This window comes from Bradyrhizobium sp. 160 (genome assembly GCF_023073735.1).
In the GTDB taxonomy this organism is placed as follows: domain Bacteria; phylum Pseudomonadota; class Alphaproteobacteria; order Rhizobiales; family Xanthobacteraceae; genus Bradyrhizobium.
Map to the genome: position 1 here is coordinate 109,385 of NZ_JADPKD010000063.1, position 20,414 is coordinate 129,798.

Annotated in this window: 21 protein-coding genes; 10 read left to right on the forward strand and 11 right to left on the reverse strand. The window is 64.0% G+C overall.

Translation table 11 applies throughout. From position 1 onward, the window contains the following. Nucleotides 1-2: 2 nt before the first annotated feature. The 3 genes from IVA98_RS26115 to IVA98_RS26125 form a co-directional block, all read right to left on the reverse strand. Nucleotides 3-1,022 carry a S1C family serine protease gene (locus tag IVA98_RS26115; RefSeq protein ID WP_247303117.1) on the reverse strand — a complete coding sequence of 340 codons (1,020 nt, stop codon included), beginning with the start codon at nucleotides 1,020-1,022 and terminating at the stop codon, nucleotides 3-5. A 92-nt stretch (nucleotides 1,023-1,114) separates the two neighbouring features. Next, nucleotides 1,115-1,564 carry a hypothetical protein gene (locus tag IVA98_RS26120; protein WP_247303119.1) on the reverse strand — a complete coding sequence of 150 codons (450 nt, stop codon included), beginning with the start codon at nucleotides 1,562-1,564 and terminating at the stop codon, nucleotides 1,115-1,117. A gap of 9 nt (nucleotides 1,565-1,573) precedes the next feature. Beyond that, nucleotides 1,574-3,172 carry a GMC family oxidoreductase gene (locus IVA98_RS26125; RefSeq protein ID WP_247355748.1) on the reverse strand — a complete coding sequence of 533 codons (1,599 nt, stop codon included), beginning with the start codon at nucleotides 3,170-3,172 and terminating at the stop codon, nucleotides 1,574-1,576. Between the two features lie 199 nt (nucleotides 3,173-3,371). Here IVA98_RS26125 and IVA98_RS26130 point away from each other — a divergent pair, with 199 nt between their 5' ends. After that, the gene (locus IVA98_RS26130) at nucleotides 3,372-4,160 is read left to right on the forward strand and encodes a thermonuclease family protein (RefSeq protein ID WP_247303123.1); all 789 of its coding nucleotides are present in this window, start codon (nucleotides 3,372-3,374) and stop codon (nucleotides 4,158-4,160) included. A gap of 218 nt (nucleotides 4,161-4,378) precedes the next feature. Here IVA98_RS26130 and cyoD read toward each other — a convergent pair whose 3' ends face one another. Genes cyoD through IVA98_RS26150 form a run of 4 tightly spaced genes read right to left on the reverse strand, consistent with a single transcriptional unit; the run spans nucleotide 4,379 to nucleotide 8,229 of the window. Further along, nucleotides 4,379-4,768, reverse strand: a complete 390-nt coding sequence (gene cyoD / locus IVA98_RS26135; protein WP_247303125.1) for a cytochrome o ubiquinol oxidase subunit IV — start codon at nucleotides 4,766-4,768, stop codon at nucleotides 4,379-4,381. After that, entirely contained in the window at nucleotides 4,765-5,406 is a 642-nt protein-coding gene (locus IVA98_RS26140; protein ID WP_247303127.1) for a cytochrome (ubi)quinol oxidase subunit III, read from the reverse strand. The genes cyoD and IVA98_RS26140 overlap by 4 nt, the downstream gene beginning before the upstream one ends. After that, complete coding sequence (gene cyoB / locus IVA98_RS26145; protein ID WP_247333060.1) at nucleotides 5,406-7,406, reverse strand: cytochrome o ubiquinol oxidase subunit I; 2,001 nt, start codon at nucleotides 7,404-7,406, stop codon at nucleotides 5,406-5,408. Before cyoB ends, IVA98_RS26140 begins: the two co-directional genes overlap by 1 nt. Then, the gene (locus tag IVA98_RS26150) at nucleotides 7,396-8,229 is read right to left on the reverse strand and encodes a cytochrome ubiquinol oxidase subunit II family protein (RefSeq protein WP_247303131.1); all 834 of its coding nucleotides are present in this window, start codon (nucleotides 8,227-8,229) and stop codon (nucleotides 7,396-7,398) included. Before IVA98_RS26150 ends, cyoB begins: the two co-directional genes overlap by 11 nt. A 255-nt stretch (nucleotides 8,230-8,484) precedes the next feature. Here IVA98_RS26150 and IVA98_RS26155 point away from each other — a divergent pair, with 255 nt between their 5' ends. Then, nucleotides 8,485-9,285 carry an SDR family NAD(P)-dependent oxidoreductase gene (locus IVA98_RS26155; RefSeq protein WP_247303133.1) on the forward strand — a complete coding sequence of 267 codons (801 nt, stop codon included), beginning with the start codon at nucleotides 8,485-8,487 and terminating at the stop codon, nucleotides 9,283-9,285. Nucleotides 9,286-9,468: 183 nt separating this feature from the next. On the opposite strand, the gene IVA98_RS26160 is transcribed toward IVA98_RS26155, so the two are convergent. After that, entirely contained in the window at nucleotides 9,469-10,806 is a 1,338-nt protein-coding gene (locus IVA98_RS26160; protein ID WP_247355749.1) for a PQQ-dependent sugar dehydrogenase, read from the reverse strand. 230 nt (nucleotides 10,807-11,036) lie between these two features. Here IVA98_RS26160 and IVA98_RS26165 point away from each other — a divergent pair, with 230 nt between their 5' ends. Both IVA98_RS26165 and IVA98_RS26170 read left to right on the forward strand, forming a co-directional pair. Further along, complete coding sequence (locus IVA98_RS26165) at nucleotides 11,037-12,239, forward strand: urate hydroxylase PuuD (protein ID WP_247303136.1); 1,203 nt, start codon at nucleotides 11,037-11,039, stop codon at nucleotides 12,237-12,239. Between the two features lie 144 nt (nucleotides 12,240-12,383). After that, nucleotides 12,384-13,241: a VOC family protein gene (locus IVA98_RS26170; protein ID WP_247303138.1), complete on the forward strand. Its 858-nt coding sequence runs from the start codon at nucleotides 12,384-12,386 to the stop codon at nucleotides 13,239-13,241. 142 nt (nucleotides 13,242-13,383) lie between these two features. Here the strand turns inward: IVA98_RS26170 and IVA98_RS26175 are convergent, their stop codons facing one another. Further along, nucleotides 13,384-14,418 carry a L,D-transpeptidase family protein gene (locus IVA98_RS26175; RefSeq protein WP_247303141.1) on the reverse strand — a complete coding sequence of 345 codons (1,035 nt, stop codon included), beginning with the start codon at nucleotides 14,416-14,418 and terminating at the stop codon, nucleotides 13,384-13,386. A gap of 182 nt (nucleotides 14,419-14,600) precedes the next feature. Between IVA98_RS26175 and IVA98_RS26180 the strand changes: the two genes are divergently transcribed. Further along, the gene (locus IVA98_RS26180) at nucleotides 14,601-15,563 is read left to right on the forward strand and encodes a lytic transglycosylase domain-containing protein (RefSeq protein ID WP_247303143.1); all 963 of its coding nucleotides are present in this window, start codon (nucleotides 14,601-14,603) and stop codon (nucleotides 15,561-15,563) included. Between the two features lie 50 nt (nucleotides 15,564-15,613). Here IVA98_RS26180 and IVA98_RS26185 read toward each other — a convergent pair whose 3' ends face one another. Further along, nucleotides 15,614-16,738, reverse strand: coding sequence for a DUF1236 domain-containing protein (locus IVA98_RS26185; protein ID WP_247355750.1), 1,125 nt, complete (start codon nucleotides 16,736-16,738; stop codon nucleotides 15,614-15,616). Nucleotides 16,739-16,841: 103 nt separating this feature from the next. Here IVA98_RS26185 and IVA98_RS26190 point away from each other — a divergent pair, with 103 nt between their 5' ends. Then, on the forward strand, nucleotides 16,842-17,303 hold the full coding sequence (locus IVA98_RS26190; protein ID WP_247303146.1) for an NUDIX hydrolase: 462 nt from the start codon (nucleotides 16,842-16,844) through the stop codon (nucleotides 17,301-17,303). 42 nt (nucleotides 17,304-17,345) lie between these two features. Here IVA98_RS26190 and IVA98_RS26195 read toward each other — a convergent pair whose 3' ends face one another. Then, the gene (locus tag IVA98_RS26195) at nucleotides 17,346-18,320 is read right to left on the reverse strand and encodes a Bug family tripartite tricarboxylate transporter substrate binding protein (RefSeq protein ID WP_247303149.1); all 975 of its coding nucleotides are present in this window, start codon (nucleotides 18,318-18,320) and stop codon (nucleotides 17,346-17,348) included. Nucleotides 18,321-18,421: 101 nt separating this feature from the next. Here IVA98_RS26195 and IVA98_RS26200 point away from each other — a divergent pair, with 101 nt between their 5' ends. The 4 genes from IVA98_RS26200 (at nucleotide 18,422) to IVA98_RS26210 (ending at nucleotide 20,305) form a co-directional block, all read left to right on the forward strand. Next, complete coding sequence (locus IVA98_RS26200; protein ID WP_247303152.1) at nucleotides 18,422-18,685, forward strand: hypothetical protein; 264 nt, start codon at nucleotides 18,422-18,424, stop codon at nucleotides 18,683-18,685. A gap of 81 nt (nucleotides 18,686-18,766) precedes the next feature. After that, a complete protein-coding gene (locus IVA98_RS26205; protein ID WP_247303154.1) occupies nucleotides 18,767-19,414 on the forward strand; it encodes a hypothetical protein in 648 nt (215 codons plus the stop codon). Nucleotides 19,415-19,443: 29 nt separating this feature from the next. After that, entirely contained in the window at nucleotides 19,444-19,680 is a 237-nt protein-coding gene (locus IVA98_RS37100; RefSeq protein ID WP_276576804.1) for an HGGxSTG domain-containing protein, read from the forward strand. 184 nt (nucleotides 19,681-19,864) lie between these two features. Continuing rightward, nucleotides 19,865-20,305, forward strand: coding sequence for a CBS domain-containing protein (locus IVA98_RS26210; protein WP_247303156.1), 441 nt, complete (start codon nucleotides 19,865-19,867; stop codon nucleotides 20,303-20,305). Nucleotides 20,306-20,414: the final 109 nt, after the last annotated feature.

The window sequence follows — 20,414 nt, forward strand, 5'->3', positions numbered from 1 at the left end:
CGCTAGCGCGCTGGCTTGCGTTCGATCGGATCGATATCGATCGCCCGCAGGCGGCCGAGCCGCAGCACGTCCATCGACAGCCGCCGGCCGATCCGGTCGCGGTCGAGCACGCGGATCAGATCGTCGACGCCGTTGATCTCGATGCCGTCGAGCCTGATCACGACGTCACCGGGCAACAGGCCCGCCTTCGCCGCCGGGCCGTCCGGCTCGATTTGCATCAAGAGCGCGCCCATCTTGTTCTCGACACCGGCCAGCACCGCATGCCGCCGCGGGACCGGCGCGGTCTGCCCGGCAACGCCGATATAGGCGCGGCGGACATAACCGTGGCGGATGATCTCCGACAGCACGAACTGCGCGGTGTTGCTGGCGACCGCAAAGCAGATGCCCTGCGCCCCGTTGATGATGGCGGTGTTGATGCCTATCACCTCGGCATTCGACGACACCAGCGGTCCGCCGGAATTGCCGGGATTGAGCGCGGCATCGGTCTGGATCACATCCTCGATGGTGCGCCCGCTGACCGAGCGGATCGAGCGGCCGAGCGCCGAGACGACGCCGGCCGTGACGGTCGACTCGAAGCCGAGCGGATTGCCGATCGCGATCACGAGTTGGCCACGCCGCAGGCTCTTGGAGTTGCCAAGCGCGGCATAAGGCAAGTGGCGCACGCCGTTGGCGCGCAGGAGCGCGAGATCAGTGTCGGGATCGGCACCGAGCACCTGGGCGTCGCCGACGTGCCCCTCAACGTCGCGCAGCCGGATCTCCTTCGACGTGCCGACCACATGGCTGTTGGTGAGCACGAGTCCATCCGGCGAGATCACGATGCCCGAGCCGAGCCCGCCGCGCTCGCGTCTATCAGGCACTTTTGGTCCAGTCTCGACCCGCACGACCGCGGGCCCGACCCGGTCGGTGACGTCGATCACCGCATTGGAATAGGCGTCCAGCAGCGCCCGGTCATCGACCGGGGCGGCCGCAGTCGTTTGCGATGACGATGCGTCATCGGCGACATCTGAGGTGAAGTCTAACATGGTAAGAGTCCTCGAAGGCTCACACAGATGGTGGCCTGCTCCCGTCGACGCAAGTGGCCCGCCCGGAGCGCAACGCCTGACTGGCCAGATGGCTAGGGCGACCGCCGCAGCGAGCCGCCTCTTGCCTTGACCGGATCGAGCAGCGACCAGTCCCCGTCCGGAAGCACATGGCCCTTGGGAAATGGCGCGCGCAGCTCGAGCCCGAGCGAGCCCAGCACGCGGTCATCGCGGTAGTAGCATTGCAGCACGACACGGACGAGGGTTGCGGCAGGAACGCCGCCGGAGGTGCGGAACTGCCGGGCAACGCCGTCACGCGCGGCCGGCTCGAGATCGGCCAAAGGCATGCCGGCCAACTGCGCCAAATGATCCAGCGCCGCCGCGACCTGTTTGGTGTCGCGGCCGAGCGTTGCGAGGATGTCGGCCTGGATGATGTCGTCGTCGGCGCCCGGAACGCGATATTCCTCGCTCGGAGGAATGATCATCGCGGCAATGGTGCGGAGGTCATCGCGCTGCCGCGGCGTGAGGGTCGGCTGCTCGGACATGGCGATCCTCTAATCGAACAAATTGGCCAGGCGCTGCTTCATCTGGTCGGCGATGTAGAGCGCGAGGGCCTGGATGGTGGAGGTCGGGTTTACCCCGCCCGAAGTGACGAAGATGCTGCCGTCGACGATGAAGAGGTTCTCGACGTCGTGGGTGCGGCCCCATTCGTTGACGACCGAGCGTTCGGGGTCGGTGCCCATCCGCGCGGTGCCGAGCAGGTGCCAGCCGCCCCACGGGATCGGCGAATTGATGCAGATGTCGGTCGCGCCCGCCGCTTCAAGAACCTCGCGGCCGCGGGCGAGCGCATGCTCCATCATCTTCCGGCTGTTCTCGCTGATCGTATAATCGATCTTCGGTGCGGGAATGCCATGGCTGTCCTTCAGCACCGGATCCAGCGTGACGCGATTATGCTCTTCGGGCAGGTCCTCGCAGATCGCGGAGAAACCCAGCCGATGGCCATTGAGCTTGCGGAAGACGCGGTGATGGTCGGCGCCCCAGGGCAAAATGCCCTTCTGCTCGCTGACGACGGCCTCGAACACCGGCCCTGCCCCGCGAACGAACTGCACGCCGTAGCCGCGCACGAAGCCGCGCGACAGGTCCGTGTCATACCACTGCTTGCTCCACAGGCAGGTCGGCGGCGCGCGGTTGCTGTCCGTCGGCTCCTTCACATAGCCGTAGATCTGCGCATAGGGGTGAAACATCAGGTTCTTGCCGACGAGGCCGGACGAATTGGCAAGTCCATTCGGAAAACGCCCCGAGGCCGAGTTCAGCAGCAGTCGCGGCGTGCCGACGCCGTTGCAGGCGATGATGACGACGTGGGCGGGCTGAAATTGCTCGATGCCGTCCTTGTCGTAATAGACGACGCCCGAGGCCATGCCGGTCTCGTCGGTAGTGATCTCACGCACGCGGCAATGGGTTCGCAGCTCGACGCCGGCACGGATCGCATGCGGCCAATAGGTGATGTCGGTGGAAGACTTTGCGCCTTGCGCGCAGGCCGGCGTGCAATGGCCGAGATTGATGCAGCGCGCCCGGCCCTCATAATCCATGGTCGCGACCGTCGTGTCAGACGGCCACCAGTGCCAGCCGAGCTTGTTCATGGCCTTGCCGATGATGGCGCCGGACAATCCGAGCGGCTGTTGCGGCATCGGCGGATGCGTCAGCGGCGAAAGCGGATCGCCTGACAGGCCGGACGTCCCCATTATCCGGTCGTTCTCCTCGAAGAACGGGGTCAGCGCATCGTAGTCGATCGGCCAGTCGTCGGCGACGCCGTCGAGCGTCCTCACCTTGAAATCGGAGGGATGCAGCCGCGGCCAGTGCGCGGTGTACATGACCGTCGAGCCGCCCACTGCATTGTAGTTGACGACCTTGATCGGCGAATTGTCGTCGTTGATCGGATAGTCCTCGGGCCGGCCCCGGACGTTGGGGCTCGACGACCATTCGCCGTAGAACTTGGCTTCCCAGTCCCGCCCGGTGCTGGGATATTCCGCCGGATTCATCCAGCCGCCCTGCTCCAGGCAGAGAATGTGCATCTTGGTCTCGGCCAGCGACCACGCCACCGCTGCGCCGGAAGCGCCGGCGCCGATGATCAGGACGTCCACGGGGTCTTTCATTGCAACCTTTTCCTCCCCCTCGCCGCTTACCAGGCGATTCGGCCCTGCGGCCCGCAAGGCCGGCGAACGATAGGATCAGAGCAACGGCTGAGTAAAGCCGCGAGGCCGGAATGTCGCACTTCGCAGGGCGCAGACCATTGGTCTCGCCACATCCGGATGCTAGGAACAGGGCCGCACGAGCCATCGATAGCGAGATCGTATGTCCTTCCGAAATTTCTTTGCCTCCGCGCGCGCTTTTGCGCTCGCTTCATTTTTCGCCTTGTCCGGATTTCTGGTCTCGCCCGGACCAGCCTCCGCGCTGACTGCCGCCGCGACAGCCCGCGACGGCAACTCCATCCAGCTCGGCGACGTCACCTACCGGCTCGACGGCGTTGATGCGCCCGAACTTGATCAGGTCTGCATCGACGAGCACGCCGATTCCTGGAGCTGCGGCATCGAGGCCCGCGACCAGCTGACGAAACTGATCGGAAAACGGACGGTGCGCTGCGACGACGTCGGGCCGGAAAAGAGTTTTGGCAAGCGGCACCGCGCCATCTGCACGGCCGAGGGCGACAAGGCCAGCTTGAACGAGCAGTTGATCAAGCTCGGCTTCGCCCTCGCGCGCGAGCCGATCAAGGCCAACGTCAAACCGGCGGCCACCGAGGCCAAGACGGCGGCCGCTGGGATCTGGAAGGGCTGCTTTGTTGCACCGCAAGATTTCCGCGCCGGCAAGAGGGATGGCGCGCTTCTCGGCGCCGCGTGCCGCCCCGACCGGGACAAGGAAATCCGCGCCGTGCTGTTCCCCGAGGAGCTGACGATGCCGCCGAGTTGCAGCATCAAGGGCAAGCTCGCGGTGCGCGCACGCGTCACCGGCAATATCGGCATCTATCATTTGCGGGGCTGCCCGAGCTATCCGGCGACGACGAAGCCCGACCGCTGGTTCTGCTCGGAGGACGACGCCCAGGCCGCCGGTTTCCGCAAGGCCTATAATTGCCGTCGGCCGAAGTGAACAATTCCTTCACACATCCGTGAGTAGTAGTCCGAGACCGTATTGATCTGGAATTGAAGTCTATCGGGAGTTGCGTCATTCGTATGCGTACGCAAGCGCTTTGCGCGAGCGTTTCCTTTGGCAGCAATCCGGCTTCGGTCCGATTGCCTTGCTCGGGCGTTTCCTCCCTTGACTTGGGCCGCTTGCCATCCAAGCGGCTCTTTCTTTTTGGGCGGGTCCTAAGTCCGCATCTGCATGATGTGGTCCATCGGTGGCATGTTGGCGTTCAGATGCGCCATAATCCAGACCGTTCCTCCGACCACCAGGAAGACAACCAGAAGCCCGAAGGCGAGCGCCAGCACGTTATTGGTGTTGTCCGGACCTGTGGTGATGTGCAGGAAGAACACGAGATGCACGCCCATCTGTGCGATCGCGAGCACGATCAGCGCGACAGGGATCGACGGCTGCCAGACCAGATCCGTACCGGCGATGAAGAACGACGTCGCCGTGAGCAGCAGGGCCAAGACAAGACCGACGACATAACCGAGGATGCGGGTGCCGACACTGTGTTGCTCTTCCTCGCCGGGCGCGAGGTCGTGTTTGACTAACCCATGGGTCTGATCACTCATGGCGCGCTCCCGAGCAGGTAGACCACGGAAAACACCGCGACCCAGATGATGTCGAGCGCGTGCCAGAACAGCGCAAAGCACATCATCCGCCGCAATATGTCGGCGCGAAAGCCCTTGGCGAACACCTGGGCCATCATGGTGAGCAGCCACAGCACTCCGGCCGAGACGTGCAGGCCATGACACCCGACCAGCGAGAAGAACGCGGTCAGGAACGCGCTGCGCGACGGGCCATAGCCACGGGCGACGAGGTCGGCGAATTCGCGGAACTCGATGGCGAGGAATATGAGGCCGAGCACACAGGTCACGGCCATGCCGAGATAGAACCAGAGCCGGTTGCGCACGTCGGCGGCAATGCTGGCCATGCCGCAGGTGAAGCTCGACAGCAACAGGCAGACCGTTTCGATCGCCACGTTCTTCGGCTCGAAGATCTCCGAGCCCTTCGGGCCGCCGGCGGTCTGGCCGGCCAGCACCGCATAGGCCGCAAAGAAGCAGGAGAACATCACGATGTCGGAGAGCAGGAAGATCCAGAAGCCGTAGGCGGTCACGATCCGCTTCGGCGCGGGTCCGGGATGCTCGATGATGAGCCCGATGTGATGTGGATCGGCGTGGGCGCGGCCGGCCGTGGCGGTCATCGACATCAGACTGCCCCCGCCATGCTGACGAGGCTGCGCCGCTCCTCGAGATTGATACGGTCGATGCGGGCGACCTCATCGGCCGGGATGACGTATTCGTCATGGTCGCGCCAGGCGAACACGACGAAGGTCGCGAAGGCACCCAGGCCGCCCAGGATCACCATCCACCAGATGTGCCAGATCAGCGCAAAGCCCATGATGGTGGCGAAGAACGCGCAGACGAAACCGGTGGGAGAATTCCGAGGCATCTCGATGTCCTGATATTCCGGCTCTTCGTGCTCGAGCAGTTGCTGCTTGGCGTGGGCCTTCATCTCCCAATAGGCGTCCTCGCCGCGCACGTCGGGGTGGAACGCGAAATTGAACACCGGCGGCGGCGACGAGGTCGCCCATTCCAGCGAGCGGCCGTCCCAGGGATCGCCGGTGCGGTCACGCAAGGCCTCGCGGTTGCGGATGCTGACCACGATCTGCACGATCTGGCAGATCACGCCGATCGTCAGCACCGCCATGCCCACCGCCGCCACCAGCATCCAGGGCCGCCAGGCCGCGACATCGTAATGCTGCATGCGCCGCGTCATGCCGAGCATGCCGGCGACATAGAGCGGCATGAAGGTGATGAAGAAGCCGAGGAAAGTGAACCAGAACGCAGCCTTGCCCCAGCGTTCGTCGAGGCGGAAACCGAACGCCTTCGGAAACCAATATTCGAAGCCGGCGAAGGCGCCGAACAGCACGCCGCCGATGATGACATTGTGGAAGTGCGCCACCAGGAACATGCTGTTGTGAAGCATGAAGTCGGCCGGCGGCACCGCGAGCAGGACGCCGGTCAATCCGCCGACGATGAACGTCACCATGAAGCCGACCGCCCACAGCATCGGCGTCGCAAAACGGATGCGGCCGCCATACATCGTGAACAGCCAATTGTAAATCTTCACCCCCGTCGGCACCGCGATGATCATGCTGGCGATGCCGAAGATGGCGTTGACGTCGGGGCCGGCACCCATCGTGAAGAAATGATGCAACCACACCATGAAGGAGATGACGCAGATCGCCATGGTCGCGAGCACCATCGAGCGATAGCCGAACAGCGCCTTGCCGGAGAAGGTCGAAACCACCTCGGAGAAGATGCCAAAGGCCGGCAGCACCAGGATGTAGACCTCGGGATGCCCCCAAGCCCAGATCAGGTTCATGAACATCATGACGTTGCCGCCGGCCTCGTTGGTGAAGAAGTGGAAGCCGAGGTAACGGTCGAGCAAGAGCATCGCCAGCGTGGCGGTGAGGATCGGGAACGCGGCGACGATGAGGAGGTTCGAGGCCAGCGTGGTCCAGCAGAACATCGGCATGCGCAGATAGTTCATGCCCTTGGTGCGCAGCTTCAGCACGGTGGTGACGAGATTGATGCCGGCGACCAGCGTGCCGACGCCGGAGATCTGGAGTGACCAGGCGTAATAGTCGACGCCGACCCCGGGCGAGTAGGACAGTTCTGAGAGTGGCGGAAAAGCGAGCCAGCCGGTGCGCGCGAATTCACCGACCACGAGCGAAATATTGACCAGCAGTGCGCCGGTCGCGGTCAGCCAGAACCCGACCGAATTGAGCGTCGGGAACGCGACATCGCGCACGCCGAGTTGGAGCGGCACGATCAGGTTCATCAGCCCGATCACGAACGGCATCGCCACGAAGAAGATCATGATGGTGCCGTGCGCGGAAAAAATCTGGTTGTAGTGCTCGGGCGGGAGATAGCCTTGCGACTGGTAGGCGACCGCCTGCTGGATTCGCATCATGATGGCATCGCTGCCGCCGCGCAGCAGCATCACCGAGGCCAGCAGCACATACATGACGCCGATGCGCTTGTGATCGACGCTGGTGATCCATTCGCTCCAGAGATAGGGCAGATGCCCCCTCACCACGACCCAGGCCAGCACGCCCAGGATGGCAACCAGCACCACCGCGCCGGCGACGAGCGGAATCGGCTGATCGAACGGAATGGCGGACCAATCGAGCTTACCGAGCATCGTGGCCTCCACTGTGCGACCGGCCGGCTTCGGATGCCAGCTCCGGTCCAGGACCCGGCGGAATGTGCTGGGTTGCGATCAGGTCGAACAGGCGCGGATCCTCGAGCCGATAGGTCGGCCGGCTCTTCTCGACCCCCTGCTGCATCAGCTTCTTGTAGCTGTCCGCATTCAGCACGGCATCGGTCTTCGCGGTGGTCGCCACCCAGTCCGGAAAAGCGAGCGGCGAGATCACGTTGACGTCGAACATCATGTCGGGGAAGCCGTCGCCGGAGAAATGCGCCGACAGGCCCTGGAGCCTGCCCTCGTGGTCGGCGCGCAAGTTCAGCTTCGTCACCATGCCGTTCATGGTGTAGATCATGCTGCCGAGTTGCGGGATAAAGAACGTGTTCATCACGCTCGACGACGTCAGCTGGAAATTCAGCTCGGCGCCGGCCGGCACCGTCAGCGTGTTGACGGTGGCGATGCGCTGATCCGGATAGATGAACAGCCATTTCCAGTCGAGCGAGACGGCCTGGATGCGCACCGGGCTGCCGGTGCCCGGCACCGGTGCTGCGGGATCAAGCTGATGCGAGCCAATCCAGGCGACGCCGCCGAGCAGGATGACGGTGAGCGCAGGGATCGCCCACACCACCATCTCGACGCGCCCGGAATAGACGAAGTGGGGCTGGTAACGCGCTTTCGGATTGGACGCGCGAAACCAGAACGCGAAGCCGAGTATCGCGGCGATGGTCGGCACCACGATCACGAGCATGATGAAGACGGAATCGATCAGGATGGTGCTGTTGGCCGCAGCCACAGGCCCTTGCGGATCGAGCAGATTCATCGGCAAGCCACTGGCGGTTGGAAAGCCCCGGGACAGAGCCTAGCGCGGGAAAGGCTCCGCAACAAACGCTGCGACCTCAGAACGGTTCCTGAACCGCTGGGGTCAGCCATGCGCGGTCGGCCGGCCGCAACATGCAATCGCATGTGATGTCAATGACATGAACGCGGGAGCGGCGCCCTTCTCTCCGGTCGAGGCGATTGCTAATCTGCACGAAAATATTGGATCAACAGGATCCGGGCCCGGGAGTAAACCGAGATGCGCTTGAAGGACAAGGTTGCGATCGTCGTCGGCGCGGGGCAGAGCCCGGGCGAGGGCATGGGCAACGGCCGCGCCACTGCGCTCACCTTCGCGCGGGAGGGTGCCAAGGTCCTGTGCGTCGATCATCATGTGGACTCGGCGCAGGAGACGGTCGCGATGATCACGGCGAAGCAGGGCACAGCCGCAGCCTTCAAGGCCGACGTGACCAAAGCCGCCGACATCAAGGCGATGGTCGCGGACGCGCAATCGCGCTGGGGCCGGATCGACGTGCTGCACAACAATGTCGGCGTCAGCCTTGCCGGCGGCGATGCAGAATTGTTGCAACTGACCGAAGAAGCGTTCGACCGCGTCGTCGCCATCAATCTGAAGAGCTGCATTCTCGCCGCGAAAGAGGTGATCCCGATCATGCGCACGCAGAGAGACGGCGCCATCATCAACATCTCCTCGATGGCGGCGATCACGACCTATCCTTACGTCGCCTACAAGGCGACGAAATCGGCGATGATCGCCTTCACCGAACAGCTCGCCTACCAGAATGCCGAATACGGCATCCGCGCCAATGTCATTTTGCCCGGCCTGATGAACACGCCGATGGCCGTCGATACCCGCGCCCGCGAATGGCACAAGACCCGCGCCGAAGTCGAAGCCGAACGCGACAGCAAGGTGCCGCTGCGCAGGAAGATGGGCACCGGATGGGACGTCGCGAATGCCGCGCTGTTCCTGGCTTCAGATGAAGCGAGCTTCATCACCGGCGTGACGCTGCCGGTGGATGGCGGTGCGAGCGTGAGACGGGGGTAGGGTTCTCTGTCACCTTCTCCGCTTGTGGGAGAAGGTGGCGCGAAGCGCCGGATGACGGGTTCTCTCCAATCGCCCAACCGTTCGTGAGGATGGAGACCCCCTCACCCGTCTCGCCGCTTCGCGGCGAGCCACCCTCTCCCACAAGGTCCCACAAGGGGAGAGGGGCAGCGTCACGCGGCGCGCTCAGCGCGAATATGTCACCCGCCAGATCGTGCCGTTGCCATCCTCCGACACCAGCAGCGATCCGTCCTTCGCCACAGCAACGCCAACCGGCCGTCCCCACACTTCAGTGTCGCTCACGACGAACCCCGTGACGAAATCCTCGTACTCGCCCGTCGGCTTGCCGTCCTTCATGCGGATGCGGATCACCTTGTAGCCGGTGCGCTTCGATCTGTTCCAGGAGCCGTGCTCGGCGGCGAAGGCGTCGCCCTGATACTCGGGCGGAAACTGCGTGCCCTGATAGAAGGTCATGCCGAGCGAGGCCGAATGCGGCTGGATCAGCACGTCCGGGACGGTCACCTTGTCCTTGAGGTCCGGCCGCGCGCCGGCGTGGCGCGGGTCTTCATTGTTGCCGATATAGAACCAGGGCCAGCCGTAGAAGCCGCCCTCCTTCACACTGGTCACGTAATCGGGCACGAGATCGTCGCCGAGGCCGTCGCGCTCGTTGGTCGAGCACCAGGGCAGCCCAGTCTGCGGCTGGATCGCAAGACCAACGCAATTGCGCAGGCCCGTGGCGTAGATCTTCCGCTCCTTGCCGTCGGGATTGAAGGCCAGCACGGCGGCGCGCTCCGTCTCGCTGGCCCAGGCAGCGCCAAGCGGTTGCGCTTTCGACCACGCCTCCAATCCACCCGGCGGCGTGCCCATGCCCTCGGCGACGTTGCTGAGCGAGCCAACCGACACCAGCATGCGTTTGTTGTCGGGCGTGAACACGATGTCGCGGGTGGAATGTCCGCCGTCATGCGGCAGGCTTGCCACGATCGTTTCCGCCTTGCCGCGTGCCTTGAGATCGCCGGCCTGGTAGGGAAAGCGAACGACGCTGTCGGTCTTGGCGACATAGACCCATTGCGGGTTGTCACCGCCCGGAAAGAAGGCGATGCCGAACGGCTGCCTCAGGCCGCCGGCAAACACCTCGTTGGTCGCGGCCTTGCCGCCATCGCCCGCGCGCAGCACGCGGATGGTGCCGGCCCGTGTTTCCGCGACGAAGACATCCCCATTTGGCGCGACCCGCACGATGCGCGGCGCGCGCAGGCCTTCGGCGAACAGCTCGATCTTGAATCCGGCCGGGACCTGGAGCGCGGCCTCCGCTGGACGCGACACCACACGCGACGAGCTCGCAACGGAGCGCGTCGCGCCGGGCCTGACCAGATCCTGTGGTCGGATCAACCTGACCGTGCCGGGCTTGTCGGCCCGCCAATCGCCGTAGGCATCCTTGCCCTGCAGCACCGGCTCACCTTGTGCGCTGGTGGCAGCCGCGACCAGCAATCCCGCGAACATCGCAACGGACCATATTCTGTTCTTCACGTCTTCCTCCCGGCCTGCGCGTCTCAAAGGTCAATACGCAAACGATCCGCGAACGTTCTGCGGCAGGTCATGCGCCTGCCAAATCCGACGTCAGTTCATGCCCGCACGATGGGCATCAGCCGCGGCCCATCGTACTGGAAAATGCGGCTGATCGGTGCGACACATTGCTGGGGCGCGACTGCCGGTTGTTCAAAGCTGCGGCATTGGTGTCGCGACCGATTGGGGTGATCATGTGGGGATCCGTCTTATCGGAATGGGCCAGCCTGCTGCTACGCTGGCTGCACGTGGTGGCGGCGATTGCCTGGATCGGCAGTTCCTTCTACTTCATCGCCCTCGACCTCGGCCTCAGGCCCAAGAGCGAGCCACCGGGCGACTTGCCTGACGGCGTGCAGGGCGAAGCCTGGCAGGTCCATGGCGGCGGCTTCTATCGGATCATGAAATATCTGGTCGCACCGAGCCAGATGCCGGACGAGCTGACCTGGTTCAAATGGGAGGCCTACACCACCTGGCTGTCCGGCTTCGCGCTGATGGTGGTGGTGTATTATCTCGAGGCCGATTTGTTCCTGGTCGACAGATCGATCCTCGACCTCACGCCGTTCCACGCCGGCCTGTTCAGCTTCTTCAGCCTCGCGCTGGCGTGGCTGCTTTATGAGGCTGCCTGTCGCACCGGGCTTGCGCGGCGCGAGCTGCCCTTTGCCATCGGCGGCTATCTGTTCCTGGTCGCGCTGACCTACGCCTTCACGCATGTGCTGAGCGGTCGCGGCGCCTTCAACCAGATCGGCGCGATCATTGGCACCATCATGGTCGCCAACGTCTTCGCGCTGATCATCCCGAACCAGAAGAAGATCGTAGCCAGCCTGATCGCTGGACAGGCGCCCGATCCCGGGCTCGGCAAGGCCAGCAAGGAACGCTCGGTCCACAACAATTATCTGACGCTGCCCGTGGTCGTGCTGATGATCAGCAACCACTATCCCCTGCTCTACGCCACGCGCTTCAACTGGATCATCGTCGCGATCATCCTGGCACTCGGCCCGGTGATCCGCCACTTCTTCAACGCGCGGCATGCGGGGCGCAAATCGCCGTGGTGGGTGTGGGGCGTGGCAGCGGTTGGCGTGATCGCGATCCTGTTCCTCTCCGCCGCCGGACCGCGCAACGTCAAGACCAGCGCCCTGCCGGCGCAGCCGACGCTCGCCGATGTCAAGGAGATCGTGATGTCCCGCTGTAGCATGTGCCACGCCGCCGAGCCGGTCTGGGCCGGTATCGTCGCCGCACCGAAAGGGATATTGCTCGACGCGCCCGAGCACATCCATCGCAACATCCGGCTGATCGGCCGCGTCGCGGCTTGGTCCAATGCGATGCCGCCGGGCAACATCACCGAGATGACCAGTGAGGAGCGCGCCATCCTCGCCGCTTACATCGAGCAGGCCCGTTGATGCCGCCGCGCATCGACAGCATTTCGCAGAATGAAATTTCCGCATGTTTCGCTGAATTGAAAATGACTTGACCGTCTATCAGGCGTAGACAGGACCGGCAGCCGCCGGAGCGGCCCAATTCAGCTCGCAATCGGGGAAAGAACAGTGGCCCTCAAGAACGTCATCGGTATCGACCACGCCGTGGTCATGGTGAAGGACCTCGACAAGGCCGCCGAGAACTATCGGCAGCTCGGCTTCACCGTCTCCCCGCGCGGCACCCACAGCGTCCATATGGGCACGGGCAACTACACCATCATGTTCGATCCCGACTATATGGAGCTGCTCGGCGTGCTCGCTACGACCGAGCTCAATGCCCCGGCGCGCGCTTTCCTCGACAAGCACGGCGAAGGCATCGAGCGCATCGCCTTCACCGCGGTCGATTCCGCCGCAGGCGCCGAAGAGATCCGTGCACGGGGCCTGGAGCCGATCGGCCCGACCGATTTCGAACGGCCCGTGACGCTGCCGAATGGCACGGTCTCGGCGGCAAAATTCCGCACCTTCATGTGGCCGACCGTGGAGGCGCCGGGCGGCGTCCGCATCTTCGCCTGCCAGCACAAGACCCGCGAGACGGTGTGGATTCCTGAATTGATGAAGCATGCCAATGCAGCCAGGCGGATCAAGCAGACGCTGATCGCAACGCGCGAGCCCGCGAAAGAAGCTGCGCATCTCGGCCAACTGATCGATCGCGAGCCGAAGGCAGAGGCGGACGGCGCGGTCACCGTGCCCTCCGGCGGCGATCGCGCCGATTTCGTCTATTTGACGCTGGACCAACTCGGCAAGCGCTATCCCGGCGTGCCGCTCGCGGGCCTCTCCGAGCGCGGCGGCGCGGCGCTGGTGCTCATCAGCGGCGACCTCGCGGCAACCGAGAAGGCGCTCGGTTCGGCAGCCATGCGCAGCCGCGACGCGATCTGCGTGCCGCCGGCCAAGGCCAACGGCACCCTGCTCGCCTTCGTTGCCGGCTGATCTGAATCAATTCTTTAACAAGCCTACCGGCAGCCCTGGTATTTCCCGGCTGTTTAGCGTTCAGCGTCCAAGCCAGCCTTCCAGACGGTGCTGCAGCCCCGGCGATGCCGCCGAGATCGCGATCCGCAAGATTTCCGAAAGATCAGTTCGAGGTCCGCCCGCCGGTCGGTCTGCTCCGCTGCTTGGAGGAGGATTCCGTCGGCGCATCGAGGAAGACGACGGGGGTACCGCGCTTCACGTTCTCGCCGAGCACACGAGCGTCCCAATTGGTGAGCCTGATGCAGCCGTGAGACGCGGACTTGCTGACCCTGTCGGGCTCTGCCGTTCCATGAATGCCGTAGCCCTGCGCCGACAGGCCGATCCAGTACGAACCCACCGGATTGTTCGGCCCCGGCTTGATGTCGAACGGCCTTTTGGATTTGACGCTCTTGAACTTGTACTCGGGATTGTAGTGATAGGTCGGCTGCTCGTTGGTGCCGGTTACCTTCAGCGTCCCCGTTGGCGTCGGGCGATCCGGACTGCCGATTGACGCCGGATAGAACGCGATGAGACGACCGGTGTCATCGAACGCCTTCAGTGTTGCGTTGGTCTTGTCGATCTCGACCCGCGCAATGCGCGGAAGCTCCCGTCGCGCCGGAACATTGGCCACGACAATCGTCTCACCGGCTTTGTCGAAGGCCTTTCTTGGATTGAGCGCCTTCAACAGCTCCTCGCTCATGTGGAATTTTTCCGCGAGCCCTTCGAGCGGACTGGTGTAGCTCAGCGCCTGCAGCGACTTCATGTCATCGAGCTTGGCCGGCAGCTTTTTGAGGAACGGCCCCTTCACATCTGCTTCGGTAATCTTGTAGTCGACGACGACAGGACCTTCGCTCGCCGTGCTCAGCCTCTCCCAGAGCTCCGGTGCTATGCCCGTGTCGGATGCGATCCCGTTCTGCTCGGCGAATGCCTTCAGCGCCTTCTGCGCGTTCTCGCCGAACTTGCCGTCGATCTGGCCGGGAGAGAATAGCGCACGATCGAGCAGGATCTGAAGCTTCAACACCGAAGCGTTGATCTTGTCGGTCGCCGGTTGCTTTTCAGGACGCGCAGCATCGTTCACCGCTGCTGCATCGAGATTGCCCGCGAATGCCGGGCAGAGCAACCAGAGCGACATCACCGCGCCAAGCATCCATCGCACCATGATCGCTCGTCCCAGCTCGCAACAGCGATCCGCAAACCCGCGGAGAGTTTCTCTGTGGGAACACCGTAGTAGCACCGACGGAACCCATGAGACCGCAGCTTTGCCGCAATCGCGCGATTAAGAACTCCTTATCGCCGGCGCATCGCTGGCCGCTCACCCCACAGTTCGAGGTTGTCCCAGTAATGCGATTTGTCGTCGCGGCTTGCGCCGCATTTCTGATTCTGATGTGCGATCTCGATCCGTCGGCGTCCCGGCAAACATCAACATTCGACACCACTGTTCTTCAGAACAATCATGCCTCGCCACTTGTTCCGGTGGTCGAGCTCTTCCTTGCCAGCGTGCAGGCGATCGAGCTCGCCAATGCACGCGCGGCCTATGAGGAGAAGAGCGATCCGCCGCGCGCGACCGAAACCGTCGCCGAGGGGCCCGTTTCACCGACAGACCGGTTCTGCCACGCGCTTCGTGAGGCGGCCGAAGCCAGCGGCATTCCGGTGCCGTTCTTCGCGCGTCTCATCTGGCAGGAGAGCCGCTTCAAGTCCAACGAGGTTAGCCACGCCGGCGCGCAGGGCGTCGCGCAATTCATGCCCGAGACCGCCGCCGAGGTCGGGCTCGACGATCCCTTCGATCCCATGAAGGCGCTGCCGGCATCGGCAAAATTCCTGCGCAAGCTCCGTGACGATTTCGGCAATCTGGGCCTCGCGGCCGCCGCCTACAACGCAGGCCCCGGCCGCATCCAGAAGTGGCTTGCAAAGGAGAGCGAGCTGCCGCGCGAGACACGCGACTATGTCCGCATCATCACCGGGACCAGGGCCGACGACTGGACCGAGCGCGCGGAAGCGCTTGCGATCCGGATCGACCTGCCGCGCGAAGCGCCGTGCGAAGGCGTCGGCAGCCTCTCAAAAGCCAAGGATGTCGCCTGGGTTCCGGTCAACCTGACGCCTTCGGTCACGACCATCATTCGCAAGGGCGAACAGCTTGCCGCGCGGCTGACCGCAAACCGCGCCCGCAAGCGGTTCGCGACCTTGCTGCGGAAGAACACTTCGGCTCACGGCAAGGCGCGCAGCATGATTGCAGCGCGCGCGGCCGCAAAGAGCGCGAAGGACCGCGCTATCCGTTTCGCCGCGCGCGAACGAACTTCGGGCTGATGCTCCGATTCGGAAGCCGCTCGATGGAGCGACTTCCGATCGGCGGGAGGCTAGTCGATCTCCTCGATCACGCGACGCTCGCGCGGCTCGATGACGTAGGTCCGCGTGTCACGGTGGAGGTAGCGATATTCCCGCAGGTCCGGCGCATCGCGATAGACGGTGCTCGGAAATTCTTCCACCTCGACGCTCTCAGGAACGCGGTCGCCGACGCGAAACTCGGTGCGTGCCGTGCTGCCGGTGGTCTGCCGTTCGCTCCGTCCTTCGGTGCGGGTCTTCACATGCTTACGGATCGCTTCACGATCGCGATCTGAAAACTTGCTCGCGCTACGCTCGCGCGTGGTCGTCGTCGTTGTTGCGGTGGACTGCCCCGAATATGGCAGCACCGTCACGATCCTGTAGGTCGCCGGATCGACCACGACGATCTGATCCTTCACCAGCGCGAAGCTGTAGCCGCGATATTGCGGCACGATCTCGACGACGTCAGGCGGCAATGTCGAGAGATGCACGTCGCGCGGCACCACGGTGCCGACATTCAGCGAGAAATTCACGTTGGTCAGCGGCCGCACGTTCAGGCGCGAGATTGAGGTACTGATCTTGGTCTCCTGCTGCTTGTTGAGGTTGACGTCGGTCTGGGCGGCCGCCTGTGAATTGGTGCCGGACCGCTCGCCCTGCGCCTGATTGCTGGCTGGCGCATTCGGCGACTGTTGCGCCTGGTTGGCCCCAGATGCCGCGGGCGCCTGCTGAGCCTGATTGGCCGGCGGCGGATTGGACCGATCCTGCGCCTGGTTGGTGTTCGCCGGTGGCGGGTTGGCGTCCTGCTGCGTCGCAGGCTGGTTGCCGGCCGTGTTCGAGCCTGCCGTGCCGCTCTGCGGCCGCGTGGACGTGTCCGTGCTGTTGGCAGCATTGGAGGTCCCGGAACCGGAGTTCGCAGGCCCGGAAGGCGGTGCGCTTGTCTGCGCATTCTGCGCCGAGTGTCCTGTCGGCGGTGATTGCTGCGGTTGCGATGTAGTCGACTGCTTGTCAGCCGCGCCCGATGGCGAGGTGGTGGACGGCGCGGTGGAATTTGATTGGGATTGCGGTGTCTGCTCGGACTTCGTGGTCGTGTTTGGCGATTGCGCAAGAGCGGCGCTCGCCAGCACCAGCCCTAAGGCGGTGGTTGCCAACAGGCGGATCATGGTTCACTCCATTTTATCAAATGAACATTGGCTACCAACTTGTATTACAACCCTCGGTTCCACTTTTTCCCGAGAGACGGACAGACCCCGCCACGGAACTGCGATGCCATCGAAGAGCGCCGGGATCATCGCCTATCGGAAGGGCCGCAGGCTCGAGGTTCTCCTGGTTCATCCCGGAGGCCCGTTCTGGCGCAACAAGGAACTCGGTGCATGGTCGATCCCAAAGGGGGAGTATGCGGACGAAGAAGAGGCGGAAATCGCCGCGCGGCGGGAGTTTGCCGAGGAGCTTGGACTCGAGCTGTCCGTGCCGCTGATCGCGCTTGGAGAGGTCAGGCAGCGCGGCGGCAAACTCGTCACCGCGTTCGCAGCCGAGTTCGACATCGACACGCGCAGCATACATAGCAACACGTTCGAGATGGAATGGCCGCCACGCAGCGGCAAACGGCAGACCTTCCCGGAGGTCGACCGTGCCGAATGGTTCACCCTCGAAGAGGCGCAGGCGAGGATCAACGCAGGACAACGCCCGCTGCTTGATCGGCTGAAGCGACTGGCCGGCGGCGAATAGGGGCCGTGGCGATGACGGCCATTTCAAGCCAAGCAGACTTTCCTATTCCGCCTTGATGTTCGCGGCCGCCACGACGTCGGCGAGCTCCTTGGTCTCCTTCGCGATCTTGGCGGCGTACTCGGTCGGGCTGAGCACACTGACCACGCCTTGCGAGCCGAGCTTATCCTCGACCGCCGGATCCCTGGCAGCAGTGATGATCTCCCGGTGCAGCGTCTCCAGGATCGGCGCGGGTGTCGCCTTCGGCATGAAGAAGCCGACCCAGAACGAGATATCGAAGCCGGGATAGCCGGCTTCCGCAACGGTCGGCACATCAGGCAGCGACGGCAGCCGCTCGGCTGAGGACACCGCGAGGGCGCGCAGCTTGCCGGCCTTCACCAGCGGCACCGCGGAGAGCGGATCGAACACCGCCAGCACCTCCTGAGCGAGCAGGGCGACCTCGGACGCCGAACCTCCGCGATAGGGCACATGGATCATCTTGATGCCGGCCTTCTGGCTGAGCAGCTCCATGGCGAGATGCGCGAGGTTGCCGTTGCCGCCCGAGCCGTAGGCGAGCGCGCCGGGCGCGGCCTTCGCGGCGGCGACGAGATCGGCCAGCGATTTGATGTTCGTCGTCTTGGGATTCTCGGGATTGACGACGAGCACGAGCGGTGCCGAGACCACCGTGGTGAGCGGCGCGAAGTCCTTCTCCGGATCGTAGCGGATATCCCTGAACAGCGTCTTGTTGAGCGTGATCGTGGACGAATTGCAGGCGAGGATGGTGTAGCCGTCCGCGTCCGCGCGCGCGACGCCTTCGGCCGCGATCATGCCGTTGGCGCCGGCGCGGTTCTCGACCACGAAGGGCTGTCCGAGCTTGTTGCTTAAGCGATCGCCGATGATGCGCGCGACGACGTCGACCGGGCCGCCGGCGCTGAAGCCGACCATGATCTTAACCGGCCGCGCCGGATATTTCTGCGCGAGCGCCTGTGTCGTCACGCACAATCCGGCGACAATCGCCAGCAGGCGAAGCGTTCGTTGCATTCGTTCCCTCCCCAGACCTCGTCGCGCCGCTTGTGCATGCTTGTTGGCGCGACGCGCTCGTAGTTCATGATGGGCGGCTCCGCCAAAATTCGCAATCACGTTTGCACGCAGGCATTCCGCCGCGCGGCACGAGAGAGCAGCTCTGCAACGAAAAATGCGAAAACAACCCCATGCACAGTAGCGGACCGCTGTCGGAACAAGGGCTTGCGCAGCACGAGCGGAATTTCTGGTATTGCGAAATCGAATTGACTCGTCGGGCAAAACACTGGCAGAATGGCATCATCGCAGCAGCCGTGAGCGTCCAGGCCGTTCCAGCCCCCGGGCACATCGAGCTGGTTGCGCATAAGCCCTTCATCGACATCTGAAAATCGCAATCACCGCGCGCCCAGCGTGACGCGCCTTCGCGCGGCAAGCGCTCGCGCCTCTTCGGCCAAGGGATCCAGGACATGACGACATCTCTCAATTGCACCAGCACGGCACCCGCCGCGGCAACAACGGACCGCGGCAGACCCACGCCTCGCATCAAGCTCACCCGACGGCGCTTGACGATCCAACATCCCGACCCGCAAGCCGGCGAGCGGCTGCTGGCCGAGGCGCTCGGTGCCGTCGATCGCGACGCGCTGCATGGCATCCTCAAGCAATTGCTCAAGGCCAGCGTGATCAACCAAAAGCCGGACGAGGCCAATCTCGCCTTCATGATCTCGATGATGAAGAGCATCGGGCCTAGGGATTCCATCGAAACCATGCTGATGGCGCAGATGGTGTCCGTCCACGTCGCGGCGATGCGCTCCGCCTTTCGCCTCGCCCTCACCGACAATCTTCAGCAGCAGGAAGGCATCACCCGCGCATTGACCCGGTTGGCCCGCACGTTTGCAGCCCAGACCGAGGCGCTCAGCCGCCACCGCAGCAATGGCGAGCGCGCCATCACGGTGCAGAACGTGTCGGTGCAGGACGGCGGCAGCGCTATTGTGGGCAACGTCACCCAGCATGCGAGCGTGATCGTGGCGCAGCCAGGCGCGGCGGAGGCAGAAACGGCGCCGGCACGCGAGGGCGGACAAGACGGACTCGGCGTGGAAAATGACGCGAGCGCATGAGCAGCGAGCACGTCCGCAACACGGATGCAATGCAGTCGAGCCCGCGCTGCGGCGCACGGACGCGCAGCGGCACCGTCTGTCGTGCGCCGGCAATGCACGGCAAGGTCCGCTGCCGCATGCACGGCGGCGCACGGAGATCCGGCGCGCCGAAGGGAAATCAGAATGCGCGGAAGCACGGAATGTTCACAAAGGATAGTGTCGCCGAGCGACGGCAGGTTCAGGTCTTGCTGGATGAAGCATGGAAGCTTCTGAATGACTTAAAGTAAGTTGCAGTGCGCCCCACGCGCCAGATGGTCCGTGGCAGGTCAGTCAAATGCGCTGTCGCTCCCGAGAAACCTGCCATGGGCACGCCATCGCCACGTCATGAATTCGTCGCCTTCGGCGACCTGCTCCCGGAGGAACGACCGCCAGCGATTTTTGTTGGCGGCCTATCAGCGATGGAGGTTTCCAATGAGAGTTAGCGACGCAATGACCCACGACGTGCAGCTTTGCACACCCCAAGACACCATCAGGGAGGCCGCCGAGGCGATGGCGGCGCTCAATGTCGGGCTGTTGCCGGTCACCGACGATGACCGCCTGGTCGGCATGATCTCAGATCGCGATATCGCCACGCGAGGTGTCGCGATGGGCTTGGGACCGGATGCGCCGGTCCGTGACGTCATGACGGCAGACGTCAAATATTGTTTCGACGACCAGGACATCGACGAGGTCACCCGCAACATGGCCGACATCCAGGTGCGGCGGCTGCCCGTGCTCAATCGAGACAAGCGGCTGGTCGGCATCATCTCGCTCGGCGACATCGCCGTGTGCAAGCCGGGCGACGGTGCCGCGAAGGCGCTGCATGGGATTTCACAGGCAGGCGGACAGCACGCGGGCGCGATCTCCGGCTGAAGCACCGTCGCGCCTCTCGAGGCGTTCGAAGGGGCAGCAAGATCAGCCAGAGCCGGGCGGCGTCGCGAAGGAAGTGGACAGGCTGCCCGGCTGCGCGCCGAGCCAAATG

Bases quoted from the DNA above. Each gene is read 5' to 3' on its own strand.
- IVA98_RS26125 (WP_247355748.1), bottom strand. From the start codon at position 3,172: ATGAAAGACCCCGTGGACGTCCTGATCATCGGCGCCGGCGCTTCCGGC.
- IVA98_RS26205 (WP_247303154.1), top strand. From the start codon at position 18,767: ATGACGACATCTCTCAATTGCACCAGCACGGCACCCGCCGCGGCAACA.
- IVA98_RS26155 (WP_247303133.1), top strand. From the start codon at position 8,485: ATGCGCTTGAAGGACAAGGTTGCGATCGTCGTCGGCGCGGGGCAGAGC.
- IVA98_RS26130 (WP_247303123.1), top strand. From the start codon at position 3,372: ATGTCCTTCCGAAATTTCTTTGCCTCCGCGCGCGCTTTTGCGCTCGCT.
- IVA98_RS26180 (WP_247303143.1), top strand. From the start codon at position 14,601: ATGCGATTTGTCGTCGCGGCTTGCGCCGCATTTCTGATTCTGATGTGC.
- IVA98_RS26115 (WP_247303117.1), bottom strand. From the start codon at position 1,022: ATGTTAGACTTCACCTCAGATGTCGCCGATGACGCATCGTCATCGCAA.
- IVA98_RS26165 (WP_247303136.1), top strand. From the start codon at position 11,037: ATGTGGGGATCCGTCTTATCGGAATGGGCCAGCCTGCTGCTACGCTGG.
- cyoD (WP_247303125.1), bottom strand. From the start codon at position 4,768: ATGAGTGATCAGACCCATGGGTTAGTCAAACACGACCTCGCGCCCGGC.
- IVA98_RS26185 (WP_247355750.1), bottom strand. From the start codon at position 16,738: ATGATCCGCCTGTTGGCAACCACCGCCTTAGGGCTGGTGCTGGCGAGC.
- cyoB (WP_247333060.1), bottom strand. From the start codon at position 7,406: ATGCTCGGTAAGCTCGATTGGTCCGCCATTCCGTTCGATCAGCCGATT.
- IVA98_RS26120 (WP_247303119.1), bottom strand. From the start codon at position 1,564: ATGTCCGAGCAGCCGACCCTCACGCCGCGGCAGCGCGATGACCTCCGC.
- IVA98_RS26175 (WP_247303141.1), bottom strand. From the start codon at position 14,418: ATGGTGCGATGGATGCTTGGCGCGGTGATGTCGCTCTGGTTGCTCTGC.
- IVA98_RS26190 (WP_247303146.1), top strand. From the start codon at position 16,842: ATGCCATCGAAGAGCGCCGGGATCATCGCCTATCGGAAGGGCCGCAGG.
- IVA98_RS26150 (WP_247303131.1), bottom strand. From the start codon at position 8,229: ATGAATCTGCTCGATCCGCAAGGGCCTGTGGCTGCGGCCAACAGCACC.
- IVA98_RS37100 (WP_276576804.1), top strand. From the start codon at position 19,444: ATGCAGTCGAGCCCGCGCTGCGGCGCACGGACGCGCAGCGGCACCGTC.
- IVA98_RS26210 (WP_247303156.1), top strand. From the start codon at position 19,865: ATGAGAGTTAGCGACGCAATGACCCACGACGTGCAGCTTTGCACACCC.
- IVA98_RS26195 (WP_247303149.1), bottom strand. From the start codon at position 18,320: ATGCAACGAACGCTTCGCCTGCTGGCGATTGTCGCCGGATTGTGCGTG.
- IVA98_RS26140 (WP_247303127.1), bottom strand. From the start codon at position 5,406: ATGTCGATGACCGCCACGGCCGGCCGCGCCCACGCCGATCCACATCAC.